The following is a 26,781-nucleotide window of genomic DNA, read 5'->3' on the forward strand; positions in this document are numbered from 1 at the left end:
AAAAGACAGATAGACAATGAGGAGGGATGATCCGTGATCCAAGTTCGCCTACAACCATTTACCGTTTATGAAAGTGCTCTCATGCGCACGACATCGACATTGATTTTTACCGAAGAGAGCCTTATTCTGGTCGACCCGAACTGGTTGCCAGAAGAAGTAGCGATGATTCGACGCGACATCGAGCTAGCTCGGGACGGTAAGAAGTTATATGTCATCTACACCCATCATCACTACGACCATATCATCGGTGCCTATGCGTTTCCTGACGCGACCGTGATCGCCTCAAAAGCGTTCGTCGAGGCAAACTCGGATGATCAATTGCGGGAGATTCAGTCATTTTACGAACAGAACTACATCAAGCGACCGATTCATAAGCCAGCTGTCGACTTGATCATCGCGGAAGACGGCACACTCGAACTCGGCTCTACCCCGATCACGTTCTATTTGACGCCCGGCCATGAGTCGACCCATATGTCTCTCGTTGTCGAACCACTTAAGCTGCTATTGTGCGGCGATTACGGTTCGAATGTCGAGCCTCCTTTTATTGAGCATGATGCGGAAGAATACATCGAATCCCTTCAAAAGTTGCAGACTGCCGTTTATGAGCATGAAATCCGCTGGCTCGTTCCGGGTCACGGTGACGTCTGCGACGATCGCAGTAAAATGATTGAACGGCTAAGTGCCGCTGAAGAGTATATTCTCGCCTTGCCGGAGGAGCGCGTTTGGTCCAAGCTATGGCCGGAACACGCGTTCTTTGACCGAGTTCATGAGCGCAATCGAGAGCATGTCGAACAAAAAATGCGGGAACGCGAAGCGCGCCGCCAAGATTATTGATAAAAAAATCGCAACGTCTCCCCAAGACGTTGCGATCCCCCCTATGTAAAACTATTTCTTTGTGACGCGTTCTGAACGGACCGTGAACATACGGTCAATCCCAAAAATCGTCACGCCTGTCAGCGCGAGCAATCCTATCATGGCTGTTGAAAACATTGACCATACCCCCATTGTTCACAAATTCGTCATAATCACCCCGTGTTTTTATTATAGTAGAAACCGTTCTGAAAAGAAAGCGTTTTCTTCAAACTTTTTTCACATTTTCAGCCTGCTCACGCTTCTCTTCTTTCTGTATAGCCCTCGTTAAATATGTGTAGGTTTTGTGGAATGTGGGAATACACTCTATAAGAATAAAAGAGACAGAAAGCTGTTCGTTGAGGAGGAAGAGGTATGATCAAGTATGGCACGTTGGTGCGGGTCGAAGGGAAATATGCCGTGCTACGTTGGAACAACGGCTCAAGTTTTATCCCGAGACGATTCTTGCCATCAGAAGCACGTGTTGGCGATACGATCATTCGAGATAATCATCACTATTACCTCGAAGAAGACATGACACCGAATTTCGATGCGCTGATTAAACAACATTATAAAAAATAAGCAAAGACAGACCGGTCCATTTCCAGTCTGTCTTTGTGCGTTCAGTCCGTCTTGTCATGTAGCCAATCAAAATCCACGGGCCCGATCTGTTTAGCTGTAATCCGTCCGTCCGTCCCGATCACGTACGTCGTCGGCAACGCAACGACCCGGTAGGTTTTCTCGACCACTCCTGCCTCATCTAACAGTACAGGGAAGCTGACCGGCACTTCAGTCAAGAACGCTTCGACGTCCGCTTTTCCCCGGCGTTCATTTTTTGTGACGTTCACGCCGAGTACAGGGATCCCGGTCTCCTCACCGAATTCAATCAATTCAGGCAGTTCCTCGCGGCACGGCGGGCACCAAGACGCCCAAAAGTTCAGCACGACTTGTTCTCCCGCATAATCGGACAAGGCGACGGTCTCGCCTTCGATCGTCTCCAATTCGAACGCCGGTGCTTGTTGGCCAACTTCGAGACCACCGAGCACGGAATCATCTCCAGCGATGCTGACCGGTTCTGCTCCTTGGCTTGTCCTATATTCATCATAGCCTTTGTAAGCTAATCCAGCGACGAGCGCCAGTATGATCAATCCAACGAATAGTTTATGAACTCTCATCATTTACCCCTTGTCGTTTGTACGATACATTTCTAAACTTAACTTATCATATTCGTTCAAAGGAGAGTAATATATGATACATCTTCATAATGAAAACGTGAACGTGACATTAAAAGCACAAGGAGCGGAACTGACAAGTTGGAAAGTCGGCGGGACCGAGTTGCTCTGGCAAGGAGACCCGACGTATTGGGGGCGCCAAGCACCGATTTTGTTTCCTTTCGTCGGCCGACTTTTAGACGACCGTTATCTTTATGACGGGACGACGTATACGATGAGTCAGCACGGATTCGCACGCGATGAGCTGTTCGAGGTTATCGACTCCTCCGACACACATGCCCGGTTCAAACTTCAGGCCACGACCGAGACACGCACCCATTATCCGTTCCAATTTGAACTGTATGTGGATTACCGATTGATCGGAGAAGAATTGAGCGTGACCTATGAAGTCCGTAATGAAAGTGACGTGCTCCTTCCATTCAGCATCGGGGGGCACCCCGCCTTCAACATCCCGTTCGCGGGCGGTTCATTTGAGGACTACACGATTGATTTTGGCGACACACGCCCGCTCGACCGGCTCCTGCTCGAAGGGCCGTATTTGACGGGAGCGTATCATCCGCTTGGAGAACGTCGCTATATCCCCCTCACCCACTCGCTCTTTGATCAAGATGCGCTCATCTTCGAGAATGTCGAGTATGCCGCACTGCGACATGAGCCGACAGGTCGCGCCATCGTTATGGAGTGTCCGTCGTTCACGCACTTCGGGATTTGGTCACCACCGAAATCAGACGCGCCGTTCGTCTGTATTGAACCGTGGTTCGGTCATGCCGATTACACCGGCCATCGTAAAGATATTCGCCAGAAAGAAGATATGCAGTTGCTTTCACCGAACGAGACGTTCGAAGCAACGTATACGCTCTATCTCGAAACGTAAAAAAAAGGCTGACCCTCTTGCGGTCAGCCCTTTCACATTAAAAGCGACTTTCTTGTTCCGCCTCATATTCTGAAGGCGGTTTTTTCATGACGATGGCCAAGACGATATAAATGAGGATACCCGGTCCCCCGAACAAAGCGAGGGCAACGAAAATAATACGCATGAGCGTCACATCGACCCCGAGATACTTCCCGAGACCGGAACAGACGCCGGCAATCATTTGATCAGACGGATCTTTATACAACTTTCGTTCCATCAAGGTTAATTCCTCCCTTTATCGTTGTGGTCGCCGGAGTGTCGTCCGACCGGCTGTCGCGGCTTCGCCACGGCTATCAAAGTCGAGCGCTTCATTGATTGGTGTGCTGCCGGACATAATCTCAATCCGCCGGCCATACAAACCGCGATTGTCGAGTGCGGCAGCGATGACCGTTGCGACGTCCGTCTCCGAGATTGTCGCGTCTCTCGCATCACTTAAATCTTCTGACGCTTCAATCGAACCTTTCCCCGCCCCTTCGACAATGGTCACTGGGCAAATGATTGTATAGTTTAAACCGCTATGTTCGATGTATTCATCGGCTGCGTTGTTTGCTGACAAAAAGTTGAACAATTCTTTCGGAGCGGCGTTCGGTTGATCGGCCCCGTAGGCACTCAGTAGGACGACGTGGCGCACGCGTTCTTTTTTCGCGGCGTCAATCGCCTTCATCGCGACATTTCGGTCAAGTAGCTCGATTTCCTTGCTCGCCCCTTCAGCACCGGCCGTCGCGGCAACGATGACCGCATCTTGTCCGGCCGTCGCTTCATGGATTTTTTTCTCCAACTCTTTCTCGACGTCAACCGTCAACACACGTGCACCCATCTTCTCATACTCTGCCTGCAATTCAGGATAACGAATTAAAGCGGTCACTTGGTGAGTTTTCGCCAAACTTTTCAAGACGCGTTTGCCAATCTTTCCGGTTGCTCCAATGACTAAGACTTTCATTCAAATTTCCCTCCTCAAAAGAGTAGTTCATTTGATTAAAATTCCTCTTTCCGAACGGAATCAAACCCGTTTCCGGAAATTATCTCACCGTTCCCCACATCGTCAAATCAAGGGCGTCACGAATCGCTTGAACACTCGCTTCAGTCGGTTGATAGTAGTAGACGTTGTTGATATATGCATCTTGGCCTTCGACTTGCATTTTATTGACGTCCGGCTTTAGCAACATCGTCAAGCCGACTGACGCCATCTGAAGCGGGTTCATCTCAAGCCCCATCTCATTTTTCATGAAACGATACGTAGCCGGGATTTTCGTCCAGCCCGAAGGACTCGCCAATTTATCCGCGACCGCTGTCATGACTTCCGTCTGGCGGCTCGAACGGGCCCCATCCGTATCAGACTTTCGGTGTCTTGCGTAGGCGAGGGCCATATCACCGTCCATCGAGTACGAAACGCCTTCGGTGTATTCATACGTTTGATTGAACCCTTTCTCGCTGAAAGAATGTGTCGCCGTCACGTTGACGCCGCCGACCGTGTCAATCAATTCCATGAACGTCTCGAACGTGATCACGACCTGGCCGTCGACCGATGCCTCGGTCAAACCTTCGACTGCCCCGACTGTACAAGACGCGCCTCCATACGCGAACGCATGGGTAATCTTATCCCCTTCGCGATCCGGCTCACATGGGATGGCCGTATACGTGTCCCGAGGAATCGATACGTTTTGGACCGTCCGTGAGCGGGGAACAAACTCGATCAATTGCAACGAGTCCGTTCGAGAACCGGACACCGATTCACCGACCCTGGCGTCACTGCCCATGACCAAGAACGTAAACGGATTCGATGCCAAATAACCAACGACAACAAAGAATAGTAAGAGAAGTAAGAGGAACTTCCCTTTCCAACCACGCCGCTTGCGTTTTTCTTTCACTGGTTTTTCGCGCGGTGGTGCTGCTTCCCGCCTCGATTCCCGGTTTTTTGATTCTTTAGCGCGTGGTTCAGAGTGACCGTCCTCGCGCTTACGCCGCCGCTTCTTGCCGAGAGGCAGCGTCCACTTCGGCTTAGGGGCACGAACGGTCTGTTTGTGTCTATCGGTTTGCTTCTGCCGATCTGTCGACTTTGACCGCTGTTCCGAATTCGATTGGTTTAAAAACGGATGATCGGACGAAACGTCTTCATCTCGAGACGTAGGCGATGTCACTTCACCCGTGCGACCTTCCTCTATTTGTTCATCACGTATATTGTCTTCGGTTGATTCATGCTCGAGTTCACGTTTACGCCGTTCAACACGCGACAACCGTTGTTCTTCATTCATATGGATTACCTCAATCTTTAGATTTTCTTCTATTATTACGGACCAATCGCATTCTGACAATGAATCATGCAAAAATCCGCCTTAAGCATGAGTCGTCATGATTGTTTCAAATGAAAACCGGGAAAGGAATAATAATTGGTGTCTGCCTATCGCCGTGAAGGCAGGCCGTTGAACGTCCTCTCGAAAGGAGGGAGAGCAAATGCGCATTGGGAAGTTACGCATGTTGTTAGAGCAATATGGCGAGGCCACGTTACGAGATATCATCGCGGAGATGTATCGACATATCCCGAAAAACGTGATCGAGGAAAAAGAAATTGATTTTATGCTCGGTCAGTTCACACGTTATAAAGAGCAAAAGTCGTCAGACGAGCGGCATTCGCTCTCACAGACGATCGTCCTCGCGGAACGTTTCGTCGAACTTGCATACGACCAGCTGTATCTGCTGCCAAATCAAGTCATGAGTGAACGAGATCAAAAAAATTGGTATATCCATGCCAAGAAAATCATTCGCGACTTGACATACTATGCCGAGAACGATGCCGAGGCACGCACGATGTACGAAGAAATGTTTTTTTTACTTTCTTCTTCAGCGGGCGAAGAACCGCTCTTTACTACGAGCGACCCGTTTCGTTTATTGAAACTTTCCCAGAAAGTCATGCTCACGCAACTGATCCACTACTATCGTCTCGACGCACCGACATCTGATGTTTGGATCGATCGTTCCCTTTACACGGCACTTCATATCCCAAAAGATGTCGACTCGACCCGAATCGATTTACTCTCGACTTTGCTTGCCCAGCCGTTCACCCCGTCTGAATGGTCCCTGTTCCACCGCCGTGTCGCATCGCTCTGTGAGCGGACGTTGGCGAAAGCATACATCGACGATCAAGCTCTTGAAGACTATCAAGCATTGAAGATGCTTGAGCTTGAACTACTCGTCGAACGGGGCCGTTTGTCCGAAGCTGAGCAGAAACTGTTCGCAGAATATATCCCTTTCTTCTCCCATCGCTCTGAACCGTTCCAAGTTTATATCGACTTACTCGAAAGCCGTGGTCATCTTGACGAGACAAAGCGCCTACGCCGCCTCGCCAAGGAAAAACGAATCCCGTTTTGACTTGCTCCCCAATAGGTAGACAGATGATTTCTTAAATCTGTTTTTCCTACCGGGGGATTTTTTTTTGGCATAAAAAAAGGGAGTCCGCGATTTTAATCGCCAGACTCCAAAACATGATATGAACGAGGGGTGTTCATCTGAAAAGAGGACTGAAGTTGGTGCAGAACTTCGTTCCTACTCCTTTAGTATAAAAGAAAATTGTAACCGCTTCCGTCCCACATATTGCATTTTTGTGAACGTTTTCACGTTATTCGATTGCATTAATAATACCTAAACCGATGACCGACAAAAGGACGATCAAAATAAAGATGAACACCATCTCGTTTGGCGATCGAAAACCATCATACAATTCAACCTTCTCTTCAACAAGCACATTTTCATGCACGACGACCGGGTCCGTTTCTGCATAAATGACCATCGGAACGCTCGACAGCATAACGGCCAACATAATGGCTAATACGTATTTCATGACACACCTCTTATTTGTATTCATTGGTATTAGTATACCATGTCTAAATCCTAAAATTTTTGCGGGAAATGACGTGGTCTTGTCGATGTGGATAAATATCACAAGCACGGCCACTAAATTATTATTTTATTCTTTTTTAGGATTTTTTGGGTAATTCAATGACCTAACAGGACTTTAGACCTATGAAAAACAGCTTCATGCGGTGTCGAAACACCAAAAATAAACTTTTGAATACCAATAAATGTTCATCAATTAGATGTTATCTTTATTATATGGTAGCGCTTACAATTTAAGGGTACCATACATAAAAAAGAAAGAAGGAATCCCTTTGAAACGCACTATTACTTTTCTAGAGGCACGGCAATTGACAATGAAACACCGTTTGGCGGTCAGAAAATTATACGACCTCAAGGATGACCCAATCATCCTTAGTATCCCGGCCTCTCATCAGATTTACACAGCGTTTGAAGGAGACCAACCCGTAGCAGCCATCGCGGCCGAACGTGTGGATTATGAAGGAAGACGATCAATCCTCCTCCGTCATGAGGCGTACCGAGATCGCCACATTTTCCAAGGTTTGGTCGATCGACTTTTCGATCAGCTGAGCCGAGAGACGATTCATGAAACGTCTGTCTTGTTGCAAGTCAAACAAAATCAAGACCAAGACAAACTACAATTATTCCAATCACTCGGATTTACAGCTTACCATGAGTCGTTACACTATGTGTTGCCACTTATTCCTTATGAAAAAGAGGCGTATAACAACTGGTCCTTGACGTTAGTAGAAGCAAACAACCATTCTACGTGGTTGCATCACCGTAATCTTTACGCCCACGTCTTATCAGACATTTTACCGATGTCGAAGGAACGTTTACACAGTTACATCGAACGCGGTCACGTCTGTTACACGCTCCATCATGATGGAAAACCTGTCGGGATTCTGCGTGCCCGAATTGGAGAGAATGATGTCAACGTTCATGAAGTTCATGTATTTGGTGGAGATGACATCATGCAAGATGCGATTTCATTTTTACAGCGCACGTTCCATAAAAATCTAAAACCATCGCGACAGCTTCGGTTGACCGCCACTTCTCTTCAACCAGAATTACAGTTCGCCATCATCAAACAAGAGCCGCTTTCGAAACAACCTGCCTTCTATACGATGACGACTGAAATTACCCCCGCCGTCTCTTACGCTAGATAAAAAAGCGCCCATCGCTTCGTTCTTTTCGGTTGAAAAGATACGTCCGATGGGTGCTTTTCTTCATTCAGCGGCAGTTGTCGATTCCATGGCCAGCGGAGGCATCTCTTCGAACAAGGCAGTCCGTAGCCCAATGTCACGCGGATCGAGTGAGGCGATTCGGTCGAATTGAATCTCCCGATCGTCCACCTTGAACCAATATGTGATGTGCGGCTCATCCGCGAAGCGAAGGGCATAGTTCGATCCATTTAAATGGAAGTCTACCTCGGTCGACAGGATTTCTGTTGGTCCAATTTTTTTATGAGTCGTCAGTCGTTCGAGCACGACTTGTTCTTCATTGATTCGGTAATCGACAAACGTCGCAAGTGAGAGTCCAAACACAAATGACACCAGCGCGAATGCGCTGATCAATCCAAGAGTGATCTTTCCGTTCATTCCGCCGTCCCTCCCTCTCTTAGTATATCGGATAACGGTAAATCGTTGTGAAGTGACATTTTGTTCAAGTTTAGGCAAACTAGAGCGAGAGGAGGGATGAATATGCACATTGATCATACTGGAATCGCTGTCCGAGATTTAGACGAGGCGATTTCATTTTACACGACAGTCCTACAAGGAAAGCTCGTTGACCGTTATACGAATACGGCGGTCGGCGTCGAAACGGAGATTGCCGTCATCCACGTCGGGGACGACGTGATTGAACTGCTGTTACCGACTAGTCCGACGAGTCCCATCGCCCGCTTTATGAAGGCAAGGGGCAAAGGTGTCCACCATATCGCTTACCGGGTCGACGATTTAGAGCAATCAATGGACACGCTCAAGCGGGATGGCATCACATTTTTAGAAGAAACGCTTCGAACGACAGCGAAAGGACGGCGTCTGATTTATATGGACCCGCGCCATTCGGGCGGTGTCATCGTCGAACTGTGTGACTACCCAAAAATCAAGCAGTGAGGGACCCCTCACTGCTTGATGATTGTCTGTTCGATGATGGCCCGGTTTTTCGATTTTAACCGTTCGTTGTGTGAAGATACCATCGCCGTCTTGGTCGCATCAGGATCGATGAACGTTTTCGCGCTGTTCACGGCGTTCGCCGCGTCTTGGAACGCCCCGGCAATCAAATGAACCTTTCCTTCATGCGTCAAAATATCCCCAGCCGCATACAAGCCCGGCACAGACGACTCACTTCGCGCATTGCCTGACACGTAATAGCCGTCCTTCATGTCGACCTGGAGTTCGCAATCACCTAACAGTGTCGCGTCTTGTTCATAGCCGTGGTTAATGACGACTTCGTCCACTTCCACGTGTTCGGTCTCACCTGTGACGCAATCCACTAGCTCCACCGCATCGATCATCTGTCCATCCCGTGAGATTAAGTCGTGAATGCGGGTTGACAGGCGACAATCGACGCGCCCGCAGCGCAACTTCTCTACTTGAGACTCATGTCCCTTCAACGCCTCTTTCCGATACGTCAAAATGACGCGTTCAGCAATCGGCTCTAGCTCATTCGCCCAGTCAATCGCGCTGTTTCCGCCCCCGGAGATGAGCACCGTCTTGCCTTTGAAACGCATAAGCGACTTTACCGTGTAATGAAGGTTTGACACTTCGAAGCGCTCGGCTCCGCTGATTTCAATCTTTTGTGGTTGTAGGATCCCGCTTCCCGTCGCGACGATGACCGTCTTGGAGATGTGACGGCCATGCGTGCCGTCTAAAATGAAATGGCCGTCATGATCTTTCGTCATCGACTCCACTTTTTCCCCTAAGACGACGGTCGGCTCGAACGTGAGCCCTTGCTCGACCAGCTGTTCAATCAATTTTGCCCCAGTCGTCGGCGTCACACCCCCGACATCCCAAATCATCTTTTCGGGATAGACATGAATTTTCCCCCCGAGGTGCGGTTGAAACTCAATCAATTTTGTTTTCATACCGCGCAGACCGCTATAAAATGCGGAATATAGCCCGGCCGGTCCTCCACCGATAATCGTCACATCGAATATGTCTTGTCCCTTCATCCCACTCAACCATCCTTCCACGTGTCCACTCGTCATTGATTATCATTCTCACTCACTATACCGTGTATCACGCGGAAGCACAATCCGTTTTCTCTCAAACTGAAGATTGACAGAAAGTGAAGCGCTTGCTATAGTGAGTACGATATTGAGAATCATTATCACATTTGGCGATACGAGAGGAGAATCACTATGTCACGCATACATACAACAGACATCGAGGTCGGTTATGGGGACAAAACGATCGTCAAACAGCTCAGTTTAACGATTCCGGACCGTCAAATCACGACCATTATCGGACCGAACGGTTGCGGCAAGTCGACGCTGTTGAAAGCGATGACGCGAATCCTCTCGCCTTCAAAGGGATCGGTCCATTTAGACGGTGCCGATATCGCCAAATGTAAAACGAAAGACATCGCTAAAAAGATGGCGATTTTACCGCAGACGCCTGAAGGCGCAAGCGGCTTGACCGTCGGCGAGCTCGTCGCCTATGGCCGCTTTCCTTACCAGTCCGGATTCGGCCGATTGACGAAGCGCGATCATGAGGTCATCGATTGGGCGCTCGACGTCACCGGGACGCTTGACTATAAAGACCGGAGCGTCGACGCCTTATCCGGCGGTCAACGCCAACGGGTATGGATCGCGATGGCACTCGCGCAAGAGACCGATTTGATTTTCCTGGACGAACCGACGACTTACCTCGACTTGGCCCATCAACTCGAGGTGCTCGAACTGCTCGAGACACTGAATCGCGAGCAAGGCCGTACGATCGTCATGGTCCTTCACGATTTGAATCAAGCCGCTCGTTTCGCTGATCACATCGTGGCGATGAAAGATGGCGAAGTGCTCGCGACGGGATCTGCCGAAGAAGTCATCTGTCCGCTCGTCTTGCGCCAAGTGTTCCACATCGATGCTATTATCGGTCGTGACCCACGCACCGAGAAACCGATGTGCCTGACGTATCATTTAATCAAAGAAGAAGCATTTGTCGAGACAGCGGCACCACGCCCAGATTTGATTCATGCTTGATGCCCTGCCTGTTCCGTTATCAGGCAGGGTCTTTTTGATTCGACAGCGAACATGTCGAAGAGAGCATACCGAACCCGCCCTTACGGTTTTTGGACAAACAGGCACGGGTATGAGTGAGAAGAGAGTGAAGGAGGAGTTGCTATGGATTGGCTCGATGGATTGTTCGTCGTCACCTCGATGGCTTGGCTGTATGAGCTATGGCGTTATCGCAATCGTGACGATACGAAAGACGGGCGGAGCGAACATATGAGTTTTTATGTCGTCTCGTTCGTCATGGTGATCGTGTTCGCAGGTTCGCTCGGTTACTCTGTATTGACGGACGTGCGTCAAAGCGTCTCTTTACGTTTGATCGGTCTTGCATGTTACATAGCCGGTGTCGCCCTCCGGTATTGGGGAATCGCTCATTTACGGCATCAGTTCACACGTCATGTCGTCGTCCGACCTACCGATGAGATTGTCAGCACAGGTCCATACCGGTTTTTACGGCACCCGCTCTACACAGGGCTATTGTTTATCACGTTCGGGTTCTCACTTTACTTCAGTTACGTACTGTTCGCGGTAGTCGGAACGATTGCGATGGGGGCAGCACTGTTATGGCGCATCCACATCGAAGAGAAGATGTTGACCGCACATTTCGGCGAAGCTTACGCCGTATGGTCGAAGTCCCGGAAACGTTTGCTTCCGTTCATCTACTGAAAAAGACGCGGCCTCGCCATAGCGAGAGCCGCGTCTTTTGTTCACACTGAGAATTTCCCAAGCAATCGGACGATCATGAAGCCAGCCAGGAACGAGACGATACTCAATCCCCACATGACGGTCGTCTCCGGAAGACCTGGGAAGACGACGGCGAGCGATCCGATGACGAGGCCAAGGATGACAGAAAACGTCATACCCGGATAGTTCGCGAGCAGATGGCGAATGACTTTACTGCTGACGATAAACCCTACGGCGACACCGAGACCTACGATCCCGATGACGAGCACGTTCAAATTCGACAACGCACTAATGACCGTCGGATAGACGCCGATCAACAGCAAGACGAACGACCCACTAATACCCGGCAAGAGCATCGCCATACTGCCAAGCCAGCCCGAGAAGAACAAGAGGACTGCCGTCCCCGCCGTCACATCCGTGATGACCGCCGTGTCCGCCGGTTTGATGATGGCCATGCTCGCGACGAGAATCGTGCCGATAATCATTGCGGCAATGTGGATCGGTCGCATCGTTGCCCGCGACTTGAATTCAAACAACAAGAGCGGGATGATCCCTAAAATCAAGCCGATAAAGAAAAACTGCGTCGGGGCATGGTAGTTCAGCAATAAAAACTCGATGACGCGGCTGAGCCCTAAAATCGCCCCGCCCATTCCGATGGCGAGCGGAATCAAGAACCCGATATGTTTTTTCCAGTGCCGGCTAAACACACCGCTAATCGCTTCAATCAACCGGTCATAAATCCCTAAAATGACTGCAATCGTGCCGCCGCTGACGCCAGGGATCAAATCACTCGTCCCCATCGCCATGCCGCGTAGTATATTTTTCCATTCCATAAATGCGTAAGCTCCTTTGTTCGCTAGTTCAGTTCAAGCATTCAGTATAGCCGAGAACACCAATTCATGCATCGGTTTCAAGACCGAAAAAACGGACTTTCGTCCGTTCTCACACTTCGAGCGCCATATAGTCGAATCGAGCACCTGAAATATCAATTTCTTTCTCTTTTTGAAAACCGAGCCGTTCGTACAGTCGGGACGCGGCCGGATTAGACTGGTCGACGTTCAATGTGACGACCGGGATACCGGATGCACGGGCATGACCGATGACGTGTCGAATCAAGTTCGTCCCGATCCCGCGACCGCCAAAACGGGTGTCGACCGCGACCGAGTCGATATATAAGACGTTCCCTTCTGTCTCGACATCGAGTTGTCCGATTTGGCCAGCTTGCAGCAACCAACGTTGAATCGGTTCATCCAGGGCAGCCGCCGCTTCTCCCGGATACGCGATAATAATGCCTGCGATCGTATGGTCGACGTCTGCGACCCAAATGTTTTCATAACTCAAACGATTTGCTGGACGGCTTATCCACATGGCGAGCCGCTCGAGTACTTGCTCTTTCTCCGTCGTCCCGGTAAGCGTGTAGGCGATGTCATGGATGGCCGCATAGACGAGTGGGGCCACGTTTGTTGCCTCTGTTGGTTTAGCTTGTCGAATATTCATCAATATCTCCTCCATCTACAACTTTATCATATTGGCAAAAAGAGTGGGTTTGTCAACGAACGAACTGTGGGATGATACAAACAGAAGGGAGGAAGATCTATGAAAGCTATTTTGACAGGCATGAACGGTACTGTCGCCCCCGTCGTGGCGGCAACGTTACAGCGCCACGGGATCGAACCCGTCGCGTGGGACCGAAACAAAGTATCTACATCGAACGAAAGCGAGATGCGTGATTTCATCGAATCGACCCGGCCCGATTACTTTCTCCATATCGGGATGGGCTCCGTCGAGTGGGCCGAAACGCTGGCAAGACTATGTGGCGAGTATAGAATCCCGTTCCTCTTCACAAGTACCGTCTCTGTCTTCTCGGATGATGTGACGGGTCCGATCACACCGGACACGCCACCTGACGCTAAAGACGAGTACGGATCTTACAAACGGGCGTGCGAGCAAGCCATCGCCCGTGCCAACCCTGGCGCCCAGATCGTCCGTCTCGGATGGCAAATCGGTGACAACGCCGGTTCAAACAATATGATGGACTATCTCGAGACCGAGATGGAACAAAAAGGCGTCATCATCGCGAGCACACATTGGTATCCTTCGTGTTCTTTCTTAGAAGACACGGCCGAGGCACTGTTCAACATCTTGACGAAACGAGGTGCCGGTCTGTATCAATTGAACGGGAATACGAGCCATTCGCTTTACGATATCGCCTCCGCCCTCGCCGAACATCATGATCGTCCTTGGCGCATCGAGCAGGCCGACGAACCGAAACGTGACAATCGCATGGTCGATACGAATATCACCATTCAACCGATCACAAAACGATTAGCACTTCACAGAAAATGAACCACCCGTTCGGGTGGTTCATTTTTCATGTGCGTCGTTCGATCTCGGTCAACACGAGTTTGCTTTTCGGCAAACTTGGTAAATCGACAAAACTATAGCTCAAATCTTGTGGTGGCACGGTATAACGATAGCGGTTCAAGAAGACATCGATCGTCTCTTTCATGACGGCAATCGTCACGTGTTCACCGGCACAGCGATGCCCGAAGTCAGCATCGCCCCCACCTTGGGGAATAAATGTGAACGGACTTTCTTTCCAATCGTTGAACCGTTCTGGCATAAATTGCTCCGGTTCGTCCCAGTGTGCAGGGTCGTGATTCGTCCCATACAAATCGAGCAAAACGAGCGTTCCTTCTTCAAACGCGTACCCGTCCCACTCAAAATCTTGTTTGACTCTTGCTGCCGTCACTGGGAAGAACGGATAGAAGCGGCGAACTTCTTGCACGAACCACGTCGGATTGACCGAACCGGCAACAAGCTTAGCTCGCGCTTCTGGGAATTGATGGAGCGCGAGCACGGTGAAGAGGACGTAAATCGACACAGCGACGGTCGGTCTCAAAATGTTGATGACTTCGACGGCAACAACGTCCGCCGGCAACAGTTCCCCTGTCTCGTCGCGATGCCAAGAGAACTCATACAAGGCCGTCTTCTCGTTCGGTAACAAGCGGTTCGTCCGTACTTCTTCGACCATCTCTCGGATCCACGCCTCGGCCGAGGAACGGGCTTGACGTCCTCGGAAGTGTTTCGGTCCTAGCGCCGTTCCCGATTCGAACAACAGACGCATCTCATTCGTACGCTTCTCGACTTCTGCTTCGGCGAGCGGGACGCCTGCCCACTCGCAAACGGCACGCATGAGCACTTCTTGAGCCGTGTCATATAAGACGATCTCTCCGGTGGCGCGGTCGAGGGCACGTTCCCATTCTCGACTGACGAGCCGCGTCAACCGGTCGATATTTCCAGGGAACATAAGTGACATGAACATCCGTTTGCGGTGCGTATGGGCTGGCCCATCAAGCGTCTGGACCCCATCCTCACCGAACAACGTCTTCAAGAGACGTTTCGGTGCCGCATCTTCACGGACAAAACGTTCGGCATCATAGAACAATTCAGCCCCGTCTTCCCCTCCTAGACAGATGGCCCGCTCCCCGAGCAGCCTCGTCTCGAATATGTTCGACTGGAACCCTTTCCGGCGATTCGGGACGAAATGGTAACCCTCTCGTAAGAAATCAACGCTATGATCGAGTCCTTGTTCTTTAGGTATCGGTCTTGTCATTTCCTTCACCCTTTCTTTCACAGACTATAAAGGATGTTCCCTCCTCCGTCACGAACAAACCTATAGAAGAAAGGAGTGGTCCGATGCTCTCATTCATTTTGACATTCCGGCGCATGTTTCGCGGAATCTGGCGGGGGTTAAAAGAACCTGAGTTTCAAGTATTGTTCAGCCTCGCTTTCCTCACCATCTTGTCCGGCACGTTGTTTTACGTCCGCTACGAAGATTTACGATGGCTCGATTCGCTCTACTTCAGCGTCATCACGCTGACGACGATCGGCTATGGTGATTTTGTGCCGTCGACCGACCTCGGGAAAGTGTTCACGATCGGCTACGTCATCACAGGCGTCGGCATCATGGTCGGTTTTGTCACCCAAGTGTTCAACCACTTGCAGCAAGCCCGCCTCGAAGAAGTGAAAAAGAAAAAAACGCCACCGTCCGAGTAGGAAGGTGGCGTTCGTTCGTCATGACGCCTTTCGATTGCGATTTTCAAGCGCGAGCTGTTGATTGAACCGTTTCGTCTCGGCGATGACGACACCTGACAAGAACAACAGGCCGATCAAGTTCGGGATGGCCATCAAGCCGTTGAAGACGTCTGATAACGCCCATACCAAATTGAGGTTCGTTGTCATGGCGCCAAGACCAGCGACGAGGACGAAGGCGATCCGATACGGAATGATCGACTTTTGACCAAACAAGTAATGGATCGAGCGTTCCCCGTAATACGACCAACCGAGAACGGTCGAATACGCGAACATGACGAGACCGATTGTGACGACGTAGCGGCCGAACGGTCCGAGGAACTGTTCGAACGTGGCCGCCGTCAAGTCGACCCCTTCGAGACCAGACCCGATCTGCCCACCCATGACGAGTGTGATCCCCGTGATCGAACAGACGATGAGCGTGTCGAGGAAGACTTGAGTCATCGAGACGAGTGCTTGCCGTCCCGGCATATCCGTTTTCGCGGCTGCTGCCGCGATCGGTGCCGAACCAAGTCCTGCCTCGTTCGAGAAGACCCCTCGTGCGACACCGTAACGGATCGCCGCACCGATAGCCCCACCACCGATTGCCTCGGCACTGAACGTGCTGCTGAAGATGAGCGCGATCGCATCCGGGATGAGCGTGTAGTTCATGACCATGATGATGAGCCCGCTGCCCAGATAGAAGATGATCATAATCGGGACGAAGAGGCTGACGACACGACCGATTGATTTGACTCCTCCGAGAATGACGGCACCCGTGAACACCATCACTAAAATCCCGGACACGTAGAGTGGGACGTCAAACGTCGACTTGAGCGCCAAGGCGACAGAGTTCGTCTGAACCCCGTTCCCGATGCCGAACGCCGCGAGCGAAGCAAACGCCGCGAACAAGACGGCGAGCCAGCGTTGTTTCAATCCACGTTCCAAATAGTACATCGGCCCTCCGGCCATCTGCCCCCGTTCGTCGGTTACCCGGTATTTGACGGCGAGCACGGCCTCGGCATATTTTGTCGCCATCCCAAAGAAACCGGACAGCCACATCCAGACAATCGCACCCGGTCCCCCGAGCACGACAGCCGTGGCGACACCGACGATATTCCCCGTACCGACGGTCGCCGCAAGAGCGGTCATGAGTGCTTGGAAGTGACTAATGTCCCCTCGTGACGTCTTGTCTTGGTTTTTCGAGAAGGCGAGCTTTAATGCGTAAGGCAGTTTTGTGATTTGAAGGCCACCTAACCGTACTGTCAAATAAACGCCTGTCCCCACAAGCAAAATCAACAGCGGCGGTCCCCACACAAAGTCTGAAATCGTACCGATGAGTTCACTGAACGATTGACTCATGCTGAAATCCCCTTTCCCCTTATGTAATGGTACATCTCTATTTTTTCAGAATACTTGGAACATTGTCAAAAGTATTGTACTAAAACAAAGGTTCACGCGCGGACCTGTACCTAAAACAGCGAGACGTCGATTAGACGTCTCGCTGTGATGGGGGTTTCTCTCGTTGTAGCGGTGCTTTCCAGTCAAACTCGTCCGGCACATAGTCGAGTCCGCCCGAGTGGAACGGCTGACAGCGCATCAGACGTCGTGCGGTCAAATAGCCTCCCTTGACCGCACCGTGTTTCTCAATCGCTTCAATCCCATAATGGGAACAGGTCGGATAAAATCGACACGTCGGTGGCTTTAACGGTGAGATGAACCGTTGATACCCTTGGATTCCGCGCACTAAAATTCGTCTCAAGTTCCTCGCCTCGCTCGCTTATTTTATTGCCATCATAGCTCGTCAAACACGAAATGTCACTTCCGTCACTTTCATTTGTCGAGTATATTCCTTCACTTTTTATATTTCCTTTCTTTTACAATTTGAGCACGTGAGGCGATATTCGGTGAAACATTTGTTATGATAGGCACCATGTACTAGACCGAATCTATATGAAGAGGTGACGAAAATGAATTTATTAATGGTAGGAGCAGGATCAATGAGCGAGGCCCTCGTCCGAGGTTGGATCGACTCCGGTCTTTCACCAGAGTCCATCACGATGACGAACCGGAGTGACCGGGCTCGATTGGACCAACTACACAACGAACTCGGCGTCCAAGTCGTTGAGGAAGAGGACGTGAACGCTTATGATATCGTCATCCTGGCGATGCAACCAGACGGTGTGCTCCCGTACGTGCGCTCGAAGACGTGGACGGCCCCACTTCTCGTCTCTGTCGCAGCCCATATCGAGCCGGCGGAACTCGAGGCCGCCTCAGGGCTTCCTGCCGTGTGCGCGATGCCGAACACGCCAGTCGCATTCCGAGACGGGATGACGGGCCTTTGGTTCGGACCGGAAACAGACGAGTCTGTGCGCGCGACAACGACCGCTCTTTTCGAACGGGTCGGGCGAACGGCCGTGACGGACGCAAAAACAATGTCTGCCTTCATGGCAGCAGCCGGATGTAGCCCAGCGTTCTTCTATGAAATCGTCGGATCGATGACACCGGTCTTGACCGACGCTGGATTTGACGAGGCGACGGCCCGACAAATCGTCGCCCAAGCGATGAAAGGATCTGCCGAGCTGTTACTTCACGAATCGCGTCAAACCGAAGAATTGATTGCGGACGTAGCCGCGCCAGGAGGTCCGACCGATCGTGGTGTCGGCGTACTGCGTGCTCGCGACTTGTCCGATGTCATGTCCTCGGCATTGCGTGAAAGTGCGAAAGAAGGTCATGAATCAGTCGACACAACGATCGACAGAGTGTAAGCGATGCTTACGCTCTTTTTTTGTTTGTAGACGATAAGCGTTCACAAAGTCGATACTTTTTCCCGACGCCGTGCATGATATGCTAGCAAATGAGAAGTATTATCATTTGACCAAATTGGAGAGATTTAAATGCGCTCATTGCTAGCCATGCCCTTGCATCAATCGGTAATCTTATCCGATATGACGAAGCTGGATGATCGACTACGACGCCGAATGATCGCCTTAGGTTTTTATGAGGGCTGTTCTGTCCAAGTCAAACGTCGGGCCATCTTTGCCGGTCCGCTCACCGTCGAACAAGTCGAGCACCAACAGATGATCGCGCTCCGTCGTTCGGACGCCGCCCAGATTGGAGTGATCGTTCCGTGACTCAAAGAATCGCACTCATCGGAAATCCAAACACCGGTAAAACGTCACTCTTCAACCGCTTGACCGGTTCTTCTGCCCATGTCGGGAACTGGTCGGGGGTGACGGTTGAACAGAAAGTTGGGACGTTACATGGACAAAATGGGCACTTGATCGACTTGCCCGGCATTTATGACTTAGACCCTTTGTCAGCGGATGAGGCAATCGTCGCCCGCTTTCTGTTGCAGGAGCCGTTCGATGGAATCATCAATATCATTGATGCCTCACAGTTTGAACGGAACTTGCAACTGACACTGCAACTTCTTGAAACGGGACACCCGTTACAAATCGGCTTGAACATGGTCGACGTCGCCAAAGGACGGGGGATCGATATCGATCTCACACATCTGCAACAATGTCTAGACGTGGACGTGTTCCCGCTCACCGCTCGGACAGGCGCCGGTTGCGAAGTCCTTCTGACTTCACTTCGGATGATGCCACGTGAGCCGTTCATCCTCGATTACGGGGTCGAGACCGAGCAAGCAATCCGACAAATTCTTGTTGCGACCGGCTTGTCGCCGGACGAGCGCTGGGTCGCCGTTCAATATTTGGCAGGAAATCGCGTCATCTCCAAGCATCTCGAAGCAACGACACCGACGGTCAGTGACATCCGAAAATCGCTTGAACAGGCGCTTGGACGTTTTGCCCACGCACAAATCACAGAGCGGAGACGTGAATGGGCCAAAGCGATTCGCCAGCAAGTCGTCAACCGTCAAAATACCATACGCGTCACGACGACCGACCGAATCGATGCTGTCGTCACCCACCCGGTTTTGGGACTACCGATCTTCTTTGCGGTGCTCTATAGTTTATTCCATGTCACGTTTAACTGGGTCGGGGCCCCATTGTCAGACATGTTCAATTTCTTTTTGTCAGGTCCGTTCACGTCAGCTATAAGCTCGGCGCTCCAAACGTTCGGTGCCTCCGCTTTCATTCAGGCGTTGCTGCTCGATGGGGTCATCGCCGGTGTCGGAGGGGTGCTCGTCTTTGTGCCGCAAATCTTCGTGCTCTTTTTCTTTATTTCATTGTTAGAAGACTCAGGGTATATGGCGCGTGTCGCCATCGTCATGGATCGCTTCATGCAACTCGTCGGGTTGAACGGTAAAAGTTTTATTCCGATGATCATCGGGTTCGGCTGTAACGTGCCTGGCATCATGGCTGCCCGTACAGTTGAAGAAGAGCGGGAACGCCTCGTCACCATCTTCATCTCACCGTTCATGTCATGTTCCGCGCGTCTCCCGATTTACGCCGTCTTCGCCGCTAGCTTCTTTGCGACTAACCAAGCGCTCGTCGTGCTGTCGTTGTATGTGCTTGGCATCACGCTCGCACTCATTGCCGCAAAAGTGTTCACTTCCGTATTGGCTACAGAGGATGACCATAGCCTCTTTCTCGTCGAACAACCTCCTTACCGTATCCCACAAGGGTTGACGCTTTGGCGCAGCACGTGGCAGAAAGCAAGAGGCTTCGTTCGAAAAGCAGGTACGTTCATCTTCGGTGGCTCTGTCTTCATTTGGCTCCTCGCTTATTCAGGTCCGAGCGGATTCGACGTTCCGATGAATGAAAGCTTTCTCGCCCTCATTGGTGGATCGATCGCCACGCTGCTCGCTCCATTAGGATTCGGAACATGGCAGGCAGGCGCTTCGCTTATCACCGGATTTTTAGCGAAAGAAGTCGTCGTCTCCACGATGGCCATCATTTACGCGGTCAGTGAGTCAGACCTTTCCACTTCATTATTGCCGCTGTTCACACCGCTCAGCGCGTACAGTTTCATGGCATTCGTACTTTTATACGTCCCTTGTCTCGCGACAATCGCTGTCATTCGTCGGGAAGTCGGCAGTGTTCGGCTCACATGGGTGGCCAGCCTATACGGACTCGGCGTCGCCTATGCCGTTTCATTCCTCATCTATCAATTCGGTCGTCTACTAGGCTTTGCATAACAAGGAGGAAAGCTTATGTATTTATTTGATTTATTAGTCGGTCTCACCGTCTTCGGTTACGCTTCCTATACGCTTTATCGCTTTACACAGAAGGCGAAATCCGGAAAGTGTGCCACATGCGAGTTGGAATCGACGTGTACGACGACTTGCGACGCCATCGACTGGGATGCCATCATCAAACAGGCGTTACAGTCCGATCGAACGAAATGACAAATAAAAACGGGCGAGCCGCGTTTGCGAGCTCGTCCGTTTTTTAAGGAACCATATGTAACACGGTCACGACAAGCGCCACCATCAAAATTCCGGGCAACAAGTTTGCCACTCGTATTCTCGTAATACCAGCCAAATTCAGGCCGATGGCGACGATCATGACGCCGCCGGTCGCCGTCATTTCCAAAATGAAGCTATCCATGAGCGTTTCCGGGATGAACTTCATGATTTGGATGGCGAGAAGCGCGATCGCCCCTTGATAGAGCAAGACCGGTACGGCCGAAAACATGACACCGATGCCAAGTGACGAAGCGAGGACGAGCGCCGTGAACCCATCAATCATCCCTTTCGTGTAAAGAACGTCATGATCGCCTCGAAGTCCACTGTCGAGCGCTCCGATGACCGCCATCGCCCCGATCACAAAAATGAGCGTCGCCGTGACAAACCCTTCTGCGATGCTCGATTTCCGGTTACCGCCGATTTTCCGCTCCAATTGATAGCCGATTTCGTTCAGCTTCTCATCAAGCTTCCACCACTCCCCGAGCGCTGCGCCCGCGACGAGACTCCCGATCACAATTAAAAAGTTCTCACTCTTCAGTCCCATTTGAACGCCGAGTAGCACGACGGCTAGTCCGATTGCGGCCGTGACCGTCTCTTTCATCCGTTCCGGGATCCGGTGGAACAGAAGACCGAACAACGTCCCGATGACGATCAATGCCGCGTTGACGAGCGTCCCTAACAACACCATCCTGCATTCCCCGTTTCTTTATGTATTGAAAGCAATATACCAACCCGTTCCATCGGATGTCAATTGAAAAAAGAACAAAAAAAAGAGCCACTTCTCGCAAGAAGTGGCTTCGCGGAAACCCACGTTCCTATGGGTTTCGCATCGGGTTTGGCACCCAAGTGATTCTGACTGGGCTCGAACCAGCGACCTCTACCCTGTCAAGGTAGCGCTCTCCCAGCTGAGCTACAGAATCAGGTCGTGTCCTCTCTTAAGGACACTATTAATATATCAAGAAACTAATGCGTTGGCAACTGTTTTTTAAAAGTTTTTTTATTTTTTTTAACGCGACATTTCTTGTCGTTGAATGTGACGGCAAAGCCGCTCTAAGTCACCCGCATATACCGATACGAGCATTCCCTCGTACTCCGTGTCCCGGTCCCAATGAAGTCCGTTCGCTTTCGCCACACGTTGCGATGGCACGTTGTCCGGGTGGATGAGCGAGATAATGTCTTTCTCCCCTTCCTCGAACGCATGTTGCATAAGGCGAGCCGCCGCTTCTCGACCGTAACCCATGTGCCAATGCTTCGGTGCCAACCAATAGCCGACTTCAAGTTCGATATTGCCGTCGAGCTCGTGTAACAACGTACCGGCATGGCCGATCGGCTCGTCACTTTCAAACGTCATCAACTTGAGTAACCCGGTCTGCCGTCCCGTCTTATAACGCGCCAACTGCCGCTCGAACCATTCGATCGTCTGCTCATCCGTATACGGTTTTCCGTCCGGGCTAATGAATCGCATCACCCGTGGATCTTGCAACAACGATTTGACGAAATAAAAGTCAGCAATCGTATATGGTTCAAGCCGTAAGCGCTCAGAGTGTAACTCGACATGCTTCATCGTTCCCGCCCCTTTCGTTCACAGTCTTTACTCATTAATTCCCGTTATCAAATAAATTCAATCCTGTTCAAGCGATAACTTTCAAGCCGACGACGCTGCCGATAATGAGCGTTAAAAAGAAAATTCGCCACCGGTCCGTCGATTCGTTCAAGTAGAGCATACCGAGGATGACCCCACCGGCCGCTCCAATGCCGACCCAAATCGAGTAGGCGAGTCCGAGCGGCAACGTCTCGAGAGAGCGGGACAATAAATAGAAACTGAGCGCGAACGTCACGATCGACAAGATCGACCACTTTAAGATTTGATAGCCTTTTGATTTTCCCATGAAAAAGACGGCAATCATCTCGGCCAGTCCCGCCCCTATTAAAAATGCCCAACTCATGCTGTCCCTCCTCCCGTCACTTGTTTCAATCCGATCACACCGACTAACAACGTTCCAATGAAGACGAGCTTCATGCCGGTGAGCACCTCGTCAAACAAAATATTCCCGACGAGCACTGTCCCGACCGCACCGATCCCCGTGAAGACGGCGTACCCCGTACCGGCCGGCAAAACCCGGAACGATAATGCCAACAATCCGAAACTGACAATCAACAAGACGATTGTAATCAATGTCGGTCCAAGAACGGTGAACCCGTTCGATAATTTCATCGTCGTCGCCCAGACGATCTCGAGCAGACCGGCGAGGACGAGCCACATCCATGCGAGTTGATCACGTTTCATGTCCACCCGACCCCTTTCTTGAAGATTTTAAAGGCGGCGCGTTGCCGGGCAACCCGGTTCGTCTCGAACGTGAAGAGAGAGACGAGCGCACCGTCTAAAAAGCAATAGTATGCGTGGTAAATGTCATCAAGTGACTGGTTTGGTAAATCACCTTGCTCCATGGCGAGACGAAACTGTTCTTTCTCGAACGCTTGGAGTTCTATCTCGACTGTTCCGAGTGTCGCCTCGATGAACGATCGTAACTCAGGTGGCGGCACGAGCAACATCCGTTTCGTCAGCATCCACGTTTCCTCTTCTTCAAAGAAACGAATGAGTGCCTTCACGATCGCCGCGATCCGCTCGAGCGGTGGAGCGTCGACCGACGCGTCACGCGCATCCATCCATGCCCGCTCATATCGTCCGGCCATCTGTTGTACGACTTGTTTGAATAGCTGTTCCTTTCCTTCGATATGCGCATAGAGTGACGCTTTTTTTATACCGACGTCCTCGGCGAGTGCGGCGAGCGACAGTCCTTCATATCCTTCAAGGGCAAAACGGCGCGTCGCCGCTTGCTCAATTCGTTGTTTCGTATTCATGTCTATTCGGCCTCCTAACTGCTCCCTTAACTTTACCTAACGAACGGTAGGTAGTCAAGTACGGCGATTGAATTTTTAATTGGAGACCTTCACAATATAGGAAGTGTATCGGAAAGGAAGGTTGTTTATGATTGAACAGTTCAGCTTCACAATCCCGACGGATCGTCGTGGTCAAAAACGTATCATCTCCATATATCGTCCTGACTTTGTGACGGCGCAACATCCGCTCCCTGTCCTTTATATGCATGACGGACAAAATGTGTTCGACTCGAAGACAAAATCCAGTTGGGGCATCGACCGCCACATTGAAGATTTGCACTTGCCGCTCATGGTCGTCGCCGTCTCGAGTCCTCCGGATTGGCTGGACCGTTATGATGACTATTCTTTTTACGAGGATGACATGCTCTATCGGCGCATCGGACCTGAACTCGCAAAGACGAGACCGACGCTCGGCGGCCGTGGACGCCTCTATACGGATTGGCTCATGCACGAGTTGAAACCATGGGTCGACGCTCGTTACGCGACCGACCCGGATGATGTCGGGGTGATGGGCAGTTCGATGGGCGGAGTCATCTCTTTATACATGATGGCGACCTATCCGTCGATTCGTCGAGTCGGCTCGCTGTCAACGGCTGCCTGGTCAAACCTCGACCCGCTCGTCCGCGAACTGACACAAGCCGACTTGTCGGCGCGCCTGTATCTGGATATCGGTACGAACGAGACGAGTGGTCCAATCACACCGGAAGACTATCTATATACGAACGCCAAGCTCGTCGAGGCGTTGGCAAGGACCGGCATCGCATTCCGTTACGAGGTCGAACCTGACGCCACCCACCACGAGTCGGCTTGGCGGCGGCGCTTGCCGAACGCACTCGCCTATCTGTACGACCGTACTTAAAAAAGGGAGGCAGCGTCCGCTGTCTCCCCATTCATCCGCCTCCATGATGTTCAGCCAAGTAGAGCGGTCCGACTTTCCGGACGAAGTAGCTCTCGAGTCGGCCTTGTGTCGCGCGCTCCACCGGTGGCTCCGTCAACGTATAAATCTTCCCGCCCCGCTCTTCGAACGCATCCCGCTCTAGCTCGTTACGGGCATCGTCCTCGACGATTGGCGACGTCAAGGCTGCAATCGGATGACCCATCAAACAGACGTACGTCCGGAGGGCCGCATGCGGCGTCGCATGTAACGCGAGCAAAATGAGACAAGTCACACTGATTGAAATCAATCTTTTTTTCACGGGCACACCCCTTTACTCATTCGTTCCTATAACATAGTTCGGGCACCGCTCTTCTTTTTCCTTCATGCAAAAAAGAGACGAACCCTAAGTGGATTCGTCTCTCCTTCCTTTAGATGACCCAGTTGCCGGCACGCATGATCGCTTCGCGCGAGCCGTCTTCAAGTTCACCATCGATATCCATATCGGCTGAGCCGATCATGAAATCGACGTGTGTCATCGAGTCGTTCGCCCCGTTCTCGGCGAGCTCTTCGGCTGACATCAATGGACCGCCCTCGAGACACGTCGAATAAGCACGTCCGAGCGCCAAGTGACACGAGGCGTTCTCATCAAAGAGCGTGTTGTAGAAGAGAAGGCCTGAGTTCGAGATTGGCGAGTCGTCCGGAACGAGCGCGACTTCGCCGATTCGGCGCGCCCCTTCGTCGAGGTTGAGCAACTCATCGAGTGCGGCTTGTCCTTGTTTCGCTTCCGCCTTCACGACTTTTCCGCCTTCGAACCAAAGCGTGAACTCATCAATCAAGTTCCCGCTATAGCTGAGCGGTTTCGTGCTCGACACATGTCCTTCGACCGCATCTTTATCAGCAAGCGTGAACACTTCCTCGGTCGGCATGTTGGCGATGAAGTCGACACCGTCCGTGTTCGGGCCTCCGCCGCCTAAGAAGACGTGTTTCTTCGGAAGACCGATTGTCAACTCTGTGCCTGGCGCTTTGTAGTGGAGTTTCGCATATTTTTTCTCTGTCAATAGCTGTGCCCGGGACCGAAGCGCTTGGTCATGTTCATCCCAAGCGGCGACGACATCGTCTTGGTCCATCCGTGTTGCGGCGAAAATAGCCCGCCATAACGCCGGAACGGCATCCTCACGATCCGGGAACACTTTCTTCGCCCACGCCTCAGAGGCACCGGCAATGATCGACCAGCTGACGTTGTCGCTCATGACGTACTTGCGCCACTTCGCGAGCGCCACACCGGCTGCCCGGTTCGAATCAGCAATCCGTGAGGACTCGACACCGTTTAACGCGTCTGGGTCGTCGCTGACAATTGATAGGAACGCCGTCTTTTCTTCAGCAAGCTGCTCGAAACGCGCTTTCAACCATTCTGGAAACTCTTTAAACGAGTCGTGCGGTGCATCGAAGTAGCGGATTTTCGTCGACTCCTCGTCGCTCCAGTTGACGAAGACTTGTTTCGCACCGGCCGCATAAGCCGCTTTCACGACTTGACGGACGAGCGGGGCTTGGCTGATGTCCGCGCGGACTTCAAGCTGTTGACCCGGTTGGATGTTGACACCTTTTTTGACGGCGAGTTCCGCATAGCGGGCAAACTCTGCCTCAGTCGGTAACGTTTGAGTAGACATATGTACAGTTCCTCCTTTGTTCGTTCTATATCATTTTCTTAAATTTTCGGAAAAGTTGCAACCAAATCGCAAAAACGGGCATATTAGTAGATGTAAAGAGAAGGAG

At 51.3% G+C, this 26,781-nt stretch carries 34 protein-coding genes and 1 tRNA gene; 15 read left to right on the forward strand and 20 right to left on the reverse strand.

Features of this window, described 5'->3' with window-relative positions:
- The first annotated feature begins 33 nt into the window (after positions 1 to 33).
- On the forward strand, positions 34 to 834 hold the full coding sequence (locus L971_RS09025; RefSeq protein WP_047375455.1) for an MBL fold metallo-hydrolase: 801 nt from the start codon (positions 34 to 36) through the stop codon (positions 832 to 834).
- 390 nt (positions 835 to 1,224) lie between these two features.
- Positions 1,225 to 1,431, forward strand: a complete 207-nt coding sequence (locus tag L971_RS09030) for a DUF3006 domain-containing protein (protein ID WP_016508383.1) — start codon at positions 1,225 to 1,227, stop codon at positions 1,429 to 1,431.
- A gap of 41 nt (positions 1,432 to 1,472) precedes the next feature.
- On the opposite strand, the gene L971_RS09035 is transcribed toward L971_RS09030, so the two are convergent.
- On the reverse strand, positions 1,473 to 2,024 hold the full coding sequence (locus L971_RS09035; RefSeq protein ID WP_047375458.1) for a thioredoxin family protein: 552 nt from the start codon (positions 2,022 to 2,024) through the stop codon (positions 1,473 to 1,475).
- Between the two features lie 73 nt (positions 2,025 to 2,097).
- Between L971_RS09035 and L971_RS09040 the strand changes: the two genes are divergently transcribed.
- Entirely contained in the window at positions 2,098 to 2,955 is an 858-nt protein-coding gene (locus L971_RS09040; protein WP_047375460.1) for an aldose 1-epimerase family protein, read from the forward strand.
- A 37-nt stretch (positions 2,956 to 2,992) separates the two neighbouring features.
- Here the strand turns inward: L971_RS09040 and L971_RS09045 are convergent, their stop codons facing one another.
- The 3 genes from L971_RS09045 to L971_RS09055 all read right to left on the reverse strand — a co-directional run bounded on the left by L971_RS09045 (position 2,993) and on the right by L971_RS09055 (position 5,246).
- Positions 2,993 to 3,211, reverse strand: coding sequence for a PspC domain-containing protein (locus L971_RS09045; RefSeq protein WP_024371687.1), 219 nt, complete (start codon positions 3,209 to 3,211; stop codon positions 2,993 to 2,995).
- An 18-nt stretch (positions 3,212 to 3,229) separates the two neighbouring features.
- Entirely contained in the window at positions 3,230 to 3,934 is a 705-nt protein-coding gene (locus L971_RS09050; protein ID WP_024371688.1) for an NAD(P)-binding oxidoreductase, read from the reverse strand.
- A 79-nt stretch (positions 3,935 to 4,013) separates the two neighbouring features.
- Positions 4,014 to 5,246: an LCP family protein gene (locus tag L971_RS09055; RefSeq protein ID WP_047375463.1), complete on the reverse strand. Its 1,233-nt coding sequence runs from the start codon at positions 5,244 to 5,246 to the stop codon at positions 4,014 to 4,016.
- Positions 5,247 to 5,445: 199 nt separating this feature from the next.
- Here L971_RS09055 and L971_RS09060 point away from each other — a divergent pair, with 199 nt between their 5' ends.
- Positions 5,446 to 6,360 carry a hypothetical protein gene (locus tag L971_RS09060; RefSeq protein WP_047375466.1) on the forward strand — a complete coding sequence of 305 codons (915 nt, stop codon included), beginning with the start codon at positions 5,446 to 5,448 and terminating at the stop codon, positions 6,358 to 6,360.
- 247 nt (positions 6,361 to 6,607) lie between these two features.
- Here L971_RS09060 and L971_RS09065 read toward each other — a convergent pair whose 3' ends face one another.
- The gene (locus L971_RS09065) at positions 6,608 to 6,829 is read right to left on the reverse strand and encodes a hypothetical protein (RefSeq protein ID WP_029335987.1); all 222 of its coding nucleotides are present in this window, start codon (positions 6,827 to 6,829) and stop codon (positions 6,608 to 6,610) included.
- 328 nt (positions 6,830 to 7,157) lie between these two features.
- Here L971_RS09065 and L971_RS09070 point away from each other — a divergent pair, with 328 nt between their 5' ends.
- Complete coding sequence (locus L971_RS09070; protein WP_156111515.1) at positions 7,158 to 8,033, forward strand: hypothetical protein; 876 nt, start codon at positions 7,158 to 7,160, stop codon at positions 8,031 to 8,033.
- 60 nt (positions 8,034 to 8,093) lie between these two features.
- On the opposite strand, the gene L971_RS09075 is transcribed toward L971_RS09070, so the two are convergent.
- The gene (locus L971_RS09075; protein WP_024371693.1) at positions 8,094 to 8,465 is read right to left on the reverse strand and encodes a hypothetical protein; all 372 of its coding nucleotides are present in this window, start codon (positions 8,463 to 8,465) and stop codon (positions 8,094 to 8,096) included.
- A gap of 96 nt (positions 8,466 to 8,561) precedes the next feature.
- Here L971_RS09075 and L971_RS09080 point away from each other — a divergent pair, with 96 nt between their 5' ends.
- Positions 8,562 to 8,981 carry a VOC family protein gene (locus tag L971_RS09080; RefSeq protein ID WP_024371694.1) on the forward strand — a complete coding sequence of 140 codons (420 nt, stop codon included), beginning with the start codon at positions 8,562 to 8,564 and terminating at the stop codon, positions 8,979 to 8,981.
- A gap of 8 nt (positions 8,982 to 8,989) precedes the next feature.
- Here L971_RS09080 and L971_RS09085 read toward each other — a convergent pair whose 3' ends face one another.
- The gene (locus L971_RS09085; RefSeq protein WP_024371695.1) at positions 8,990 to 10,039 is read right to left on the reverse strand and encodes an NAD(P)/FAD-dependent oxidoreductase; all 1,050 of its coding nucleotides are present in this window, start codon (positions 10,037 to 10,039) and stop codon (positions 8,990 to 8,992) included.
- A gap of 189 nt (positions 10,040 to 10,228) precedes the next feature.
- Between L971_RS09085 and L971_RS09090 the strand changes: the two genes are divergently transcribed.
- Complete coding sequence (locus L971_RS09090; protein WP_024371696.1) at positions 10,229 to 11,065, forward strand: ABC transporter ATP-binding protein; 837 nt, start codon at positions 10,229 to 10,231, stop codon at positions 11,063 to 11,065.
- Positions 11,066 to 11,206: 141 nt separating this feature from the next.
- Complete coding sequence (locus tag L971_RS09095; protein WP_024371697.1) at positions 11,207 to 11,761, forward strand: isoprenylcysteine carboxylmethyltransferase family protein; 555 nt, start codon at positions 11,207 to 11,209, stop codon at positions 11,759 to 11,761.
- A gap of 41 nt (positions 11,762 to 11,802) precedes the next feature.
- Here the strand turns inward: L971_RS09095 and L971_RS09100 are convergent, their stop codons facing one another.
- Positions 11,803 to 12,612 (reverse strand): DUF368 domain-containing protein, encoded by an 810-nt coding sequence (locus L971_RS09100; protein ID WP_024371698.1) that lies wholly within the window; start codon positions 12,610 to 12,612, stop codon positions 11,803 to 11,805.
- A gap of 109 nt (positions 12,613 to 12,721) precedes the next feature.
- On the reverse strand, positions 12,722 to 13,276 hold the full coding sequence (locus L971_RS09105) for a GNAT family N-acetyltransferase (RefSeq protein WP_047375469.1): 555 nt from the start codon (positions 13,274 to 13,276) through the stop codon (positions 12,722 to 12,724).
- Positions 13,277 to 13,375: 99 nt separating this feature from the next.
- Between L971_RS09105 and L971_RS09110 the strand changes: the two genes are divergently transcribed.
- A complete protein-coding gene (locus L971_RS09110; protein ID WP_024371700.1) occupies positions 13,376 to 14,125 on the forward strand; it encodes a sugar nucleotide-binding protein in 750 nt (249 codons plus the stop codon).
- 25 nt (positions 14,126 to 14,150) lie between these two features.
- On the opposite strand, the gene L971_RS09115 is transcribed toward L971_RS09110, so the two are convergent.
- Positions 14,151 to 15,395 carry a cytochrome P450 gene (locus L971_RS09115; RefSeq protein WP_047375471.1) on the reverse strand — a complete coding sequence of 415 codons (1,245 nt, stop codon included), beginning with the start codon at positions 15,393 to 15,395 and terminating at the stop codon, positions 14,151 to 14,153.
- 83 nt (positions 15,396 to 15,478) lie between these two features.
- Between L971_RS09115 and L971_RS09120 the strand changes: the two genes are divergently transcribed.
- Entirely contained in the window at positions 15,479 to 15,838 is a 360-nt protein-coding gene (locus L971_RS09120; protein ID WP_024371702.1) for a potassium channel family protein, read from the forward strand.
- Positions 15,839 to 15,856: 18 nt separating this feature from the next.
- Here L971_RS09120 and L971_RS09125 read toward each other — a convergent pair whose 3' ends face one another.
- Positions 15,857 to 17,215 (reverse strand): sodium:alanine symporter family protein, encoded by a 1,359-nt coding sequence (locus L971_RS09125; protein ID WP_024371703.1) that lies wholly within the window; start codon positions 17,213 to 17,215, stop codon positions 15,857 to 15,859.
- A 130-nt stretch (positions 17,216 to 17,345) separates the two neighbouring features.
- Positions 17,346 to 17,615: a membrane protein insertion efficiency factor YidD gene (yidD, locus tag L971_RS09130; protein ID WP_029336000.1), complete on the reverse strand. Its 270-nt coding sequence runs from the start codon at positions 17,613 to 17,615 to the stop codon at positions 17,346 to 17,348.
- A 208-nt stretch (positions 17,616 to 17,823) separates the two neighbouring features.
- On the opposite strand from yidD, the gene L971_RS09135 reads away from it, so the two are divergent.
- From L971_RS09135 to L971_RS09150, 4 genes are all read left to right on the forward strand, one after another.
- On the forward strand, positions 17,824 to 18,621 hold the full coding sequence (locus tag L971_RS09135; RefSeq protein WP_047375473.1) for a pyrroline-5-carboxylate reductase: 798 nt from the start codon (positions 17,824 to 17,826) through the stop codon (positions 18,619 to 18,621).
- Between the two features lie 129 nt (positions 18,622 to 18,750).
- The gene (locus L971_RS09140; protein ID WP_047375474.1) at positions 18,751 to 18,987 is read left to right on the forward strand and encodes a FeoA family protein; all 237 of its coding nucleotides are present in this window, start codon (positions 18,751 to 18,753) and stop codon (positions 18,985 to 18,987) included.
- Positions 18,984 to 20,960, forward strand: a complete 1,977-nt coding sequence (gene feoB / locus L971_RS09145) for a ferrous iron transport protein B (protein ID WP_047375476.1) — start codon at positions 18,984 to 18,986, stop codon at positions 20,958 to 20,960. Before L971_RS09140 ends, feoB begins: the two co-directional genes overlap by 4 nt.
- Positions 20,961 to 20,975: 15 nt before the next feature.
- On the forward strand, positions 20,976 to 21,170 hold the full coding sequence (locus L971_RS09150) for a FeoB-associated Cys-rich membrane protein (RefSeq protein WP_047375479.1): 195 nt from the start codon (positions 20,976 to 20,978) through the stop codon (positions 21,168 to 21,170).
- 43 nt (positions 21,171 to 21,213) lie between these two features.
- On the opposite strand, the gene L971_RS09155 is transcribed toward L971_RS09150, so the two are convergent.
- The 6 genes from L971_RS09155 to L971_RS09180 all read right to left on the reverse strand — a co-directional run bounded on the left by L971_RS09155 (position 21,214) and on the right by L971_RS09180 (position 24,092).
- A complete protein-coding gene (locus L971_RS09155) occupies positions 21,214 to 21,918 on the reverse strand; it encodes a DUF554 domain-containing protein (protein WP_029336005.1) in 705 nt (234 codons plus the stop codon).
- A gap of 159 nt (positions 21,919 to 22,077) precedes the next feature.
- A tRNA-Val gene (locus L971_RS09160) sits at positions 22,078 to 22,150 on the reverse strand.
- Positions 22,151 to 22,236: 86 nt separating this feature from the next.
- The gene (locus L971_RS09165; protein WP_029336006.1) at positions 22,237 to 22,794 is read right to left on the reverse strand and encodes a GNAT family N-acetyltransferase; all 558 of its coding nucleotides are present in this window, start codon (positions 22,792 to 22,794) and stop codon (positions 22,237 to 22,239) included.
- 67 nt (positions 22,795 to 22,861) lie between these two features.
- On the reverse strand, positions 22,862 to 23,176 hold the full coding sequence (locus L971_RS09170) for a multidrug efflux SMR transporter (RefSeq protein ID WP_024371711.1): 315 nt from the start codon (positions 23,174 to 23,176) through the stop codon (positions 22,862 to 22,864).
- A complete protein-coding gene (locus L971_RS09175; protein ID WP_024371712.1) occupies positions 23,173 to 23,517 on the reverse strand; it encodes a multidrug efflux SMR transporter in 345 nt (114 codons plus the stop codon). Before L971_RS09175 ends, L971_RS09170 begins: the two co-directional genes overlap by 4 nt.
- Positions 23,514 to 24,092: a TetR/AcrR family transcriptional regulator gene (locus tag L971_RS09180; protein WP_047375480.1), complete on the reverse strand. Its 579-nt coding sequence runs from the start codon at positions 24,090 to 24,092 to the stop codon at positions 23,514 to 23,516. Before L971_RS09180 ends, L971_RS09175 begins: the two co-directional genes overlap by 4 nt.
- 127 nt (positions 24,093 to 24,219) lie before the next feature.
- Here L971_RS09180 and L971_RS09185 point away from each other — a divergent pair, with 127 nt between their 5' ends.
- Positions 24,220 to 24,990, forward strand: a complete 771-nt coding sequence (locus L971_RS09185) for an alpha/beta hydrolase (protein WP_024371714.1) — start codon at positions 24,220 to 24,222, stop codon at positions 24,988 to 24,990.
- Positions 24,991 to 25,021: 31 nt separating this feature from the next.
- Here the strand turns inward: L971_RS09185 and L971_RS09190 are convergent, their stop codons facing one another.
- Together L971_RS09190 and L971_RS09195 are read right to left on the reverse strand one after the other, a co-directional pair.
- Complete coding sequence (locus L971_RS09190; protein ID WP_024371715.1) at positions 25,022 to 25,327, reverse strand: hypothetical protein; 306 nt, start codon at positions 25,325 to 25,327, stop codon at positions 25,022 to 25,024.
- A 109-nt stretch (positions 25,328 to 25,436) separates the two neighbouring features.
- The gene (locus tag L971_RS09195) at positions 25,437 to 26,675 is read right to left on the reverse strand and encodes an aminopeptidase (protein WP_024371716.1); all 1,239 of its coding nucleotides are present in this window, start codon (positions 26,673 to 26,675) and stop codon (positions 25,437 to 25,439) included.
- Between the last annotated feature and the right edge of the window lie 106 nt (positions 26,676 to 26,781).

Origin of the sequence: Exiguobacterium sp. ZOR0005, assembly GCF_000798975.1 — a bacterium.
In the GTDB taxonomy this organism is placed as follows: domain Bacteria; phylum Bacillota; class Bacilli; order Exiguobacteriales; family Exiguobacteriaceae; genus Exiguobacterium; species Exiguobacterium aurantiacum.

Excerpts from the sequence above, each read along its gene's own strand:
- L971_RS09030 (WP_016508383.1), top strand. The coding sequence starts at position 1,225 with ATGATCAAGTATGGCACGTTGGTGCGGGTCGAAGGGAAATATGCCGTG.
- L971_RS09035 (WP_047375458.1), bottom strand. The coding sequence starts at position 2,024 with ATGAGAGTTCATAAACTATTCGTTGGATTGATCATACTGGCGCTCGTC.
- L971_RS09040 (WP_047375460.1), top strand. The coding sequence starts at position 2,098 with ATGATACATCTTCATAATGAAAACGTGAACGTGACATTAAAAGCACAA.
- L971_RS09045 (WP_024371687.1), bottom strand. The coding sequence starts at position 3,211 with ATGGAACGAAAGTTGTATAAAGATCCGTCTGATCAAATGATTGCCGGC.
- L971_RS09050 (WP_024371688.1), bottom strand. The coding sequence starts at position 3,934 with ATGAAAGTCTTAGTCATTGGAGCAACCGGAAAGATTGGCAAACGCGTC.
- L971_RS09055 (WP_047375463.1), bottom strand. The coding sequence starts at position 5,246 with ATGAATGAAGAACAACGGTTGTCGCGTGTTGAACGGCGTAAACGTGAA.
- L971_RS09060 (WP_047375466.1), top strand. The coding sequence starts at position 5,446 with ATGCGCATTGGGAAGTTACGCATGTTGTTAGAGCAATATGGCGAGGCC.
- L971_RS09065 (WP_029335987.1), bottom strand. The coding sequence starts at position 6,829 with ATGAAATACGTATTAGCCATTATGTTGGCCGTTATGCTGTCGAGCGTT.
- L971_RS09075 (WP_024371693.1), bottom strand. The coding sequence starts at position 8,465 with ATGAACGGAAAGATCACTCTTGGATTGATCAGCGCATTCGCGCTGGTG.
- L971_RS09080 (WP_024371694.1), top strand. The coding sequence starts at position 8,562 with ATGAATATGCACATTGATCATACTGGAATCGCTGTCCGAGATTTAGAC.
- L971_RS09085 (WP_024371695.1), bottom strand. The coding sequence starts at position 10,039 with ATGAAGGGACAAGACATATTCGATGTGACGATTATCGGTGGAGGACCG.
- L971_RS09090 (WP_024371696.1), top strand. The coding sequence starts at position 10,229 with ATGTCACGCATACATACAACAGACATCGAGGTCGGTTATGGGGACAAA.
- L971_RS09095 (WP_024371697.1), top strand. The coding sequence starts at position 11,207 with ATGGATTGGCTCGATGGATTGTTCGTCGTCACCTCGATGGCTTGGCTG.
- L971_RS09100 (WP_024371698.1), bottom strand. The coding sequence starts at position 12,612 with ATGGAATGGAAAAATATACTACGCGGCATGGCGATGGGGACGAGTGAT.
- L971_RS09105 (WP_047375469.1), bottom strand. The coding sequence starts at position 13,276 with ATGAATATTCGACAAGCTAAACCAACAGAGGCAACAAACGTGGCCCCA.
- L971_RS09110 (WP_024371700.1), top strand. The coding sequence starts at position 13,376 with ATGAAAGCTATTTTGACAGGCATGAACGGTACTGTCGCCCCCGTCGTG.
- L971_RS09115 (WP_047375471.1), bottom strand. The coding sequence starts at position 15,395 with ATGACAAGACCGATACCTAAAGAACAAGGACTCGATCATAGCGTTGAT.
- L971_RS09120 (WP_024371702.1), top strand. The coding sequence starts at position 15,479 with ATGCTCTCATTCATTTTGACATTCCGGCGCATGTTTCGCGGAATCTGG.
- L971_RS09125 (WP_024371703.1), bottom strand. The coding sequence starts at position 17,215 with ATGAGTCAATCGTTCAGTGAACTCATCGGTACGATTTCAGACTTTGTG.
- L971_RS09135 (WP_047375473.1), top strand. The coding sequence starts at position 17,824 with ATGAATTTATTAATGGTAGGAGCAGGATCAATGAGCGAGGCCCTCGTC.
- L971_RS09140 (WP_047375474.1), top strand. The coding sequence starts at position 18,751 with ATGCGCTCATTGCTAGCCATGCCCTTGCATCAATCGGTAATCTTATCC.
- L971_RS09150 (WP_047375479.1), top strand. The coding sequence starts at position 20,976 with ATGTATTTATTTGATTTATTAGTCGGTCTCACCGTCTTCGGTTACGCT.
- L971_RS09155 (WP_029336005.1), bottom strand. The coding sequence starts at position 21,918 with ATGGTGTTGTTAGGGACGCTCGTCAACGCGGCATTGATCGTCATCGGG.
- L971_RS09165 (WP_029336006.1), bottom strand. The coding sequence starts at position 22,794 with ATGAAGCATGTCGAGTTACACTCTGAGCGCTTACGGCTTGAACCATAT.
- L971_RS09170 (WP_024371711.1), bottom strand. The coding sequence starts at position 23,176 with ATGAGTTGGGCATTTTTAATAGGGGCGGGACTGGCCGAGATGATTGCC.
- L971_RS09175 (WP_024371712.1), bottom strand. The coding sequence starts at position 23,517 with ATGAAACGTGATCAACTCGCATGGATGTGGCTCGTCCTCGCCGGTCTG.
- L971_RS09180 (WP_047375480.1), bottom strand. The coding sequence starts at position 24,092 with ATGAATACGAAACAACGAATTGAGCAAGCGGCGACGCGCCGTTTTGCC.
- L971_RS09185 (WP_024371714.1), top strand. The coding sequence starts at position 24,220 with ATGATTGAACAGTTCAGCTTCACAATCCCGACGGATCGTCGTGGTCAA.
- L971_RS09195 (WP_024371716.1), bottom strand. The coding sequence starts at position 26,675 with ATGTCTACTCAAACGTTACCGACTGAGGCAGAGTTTGCCCGCTATGCG.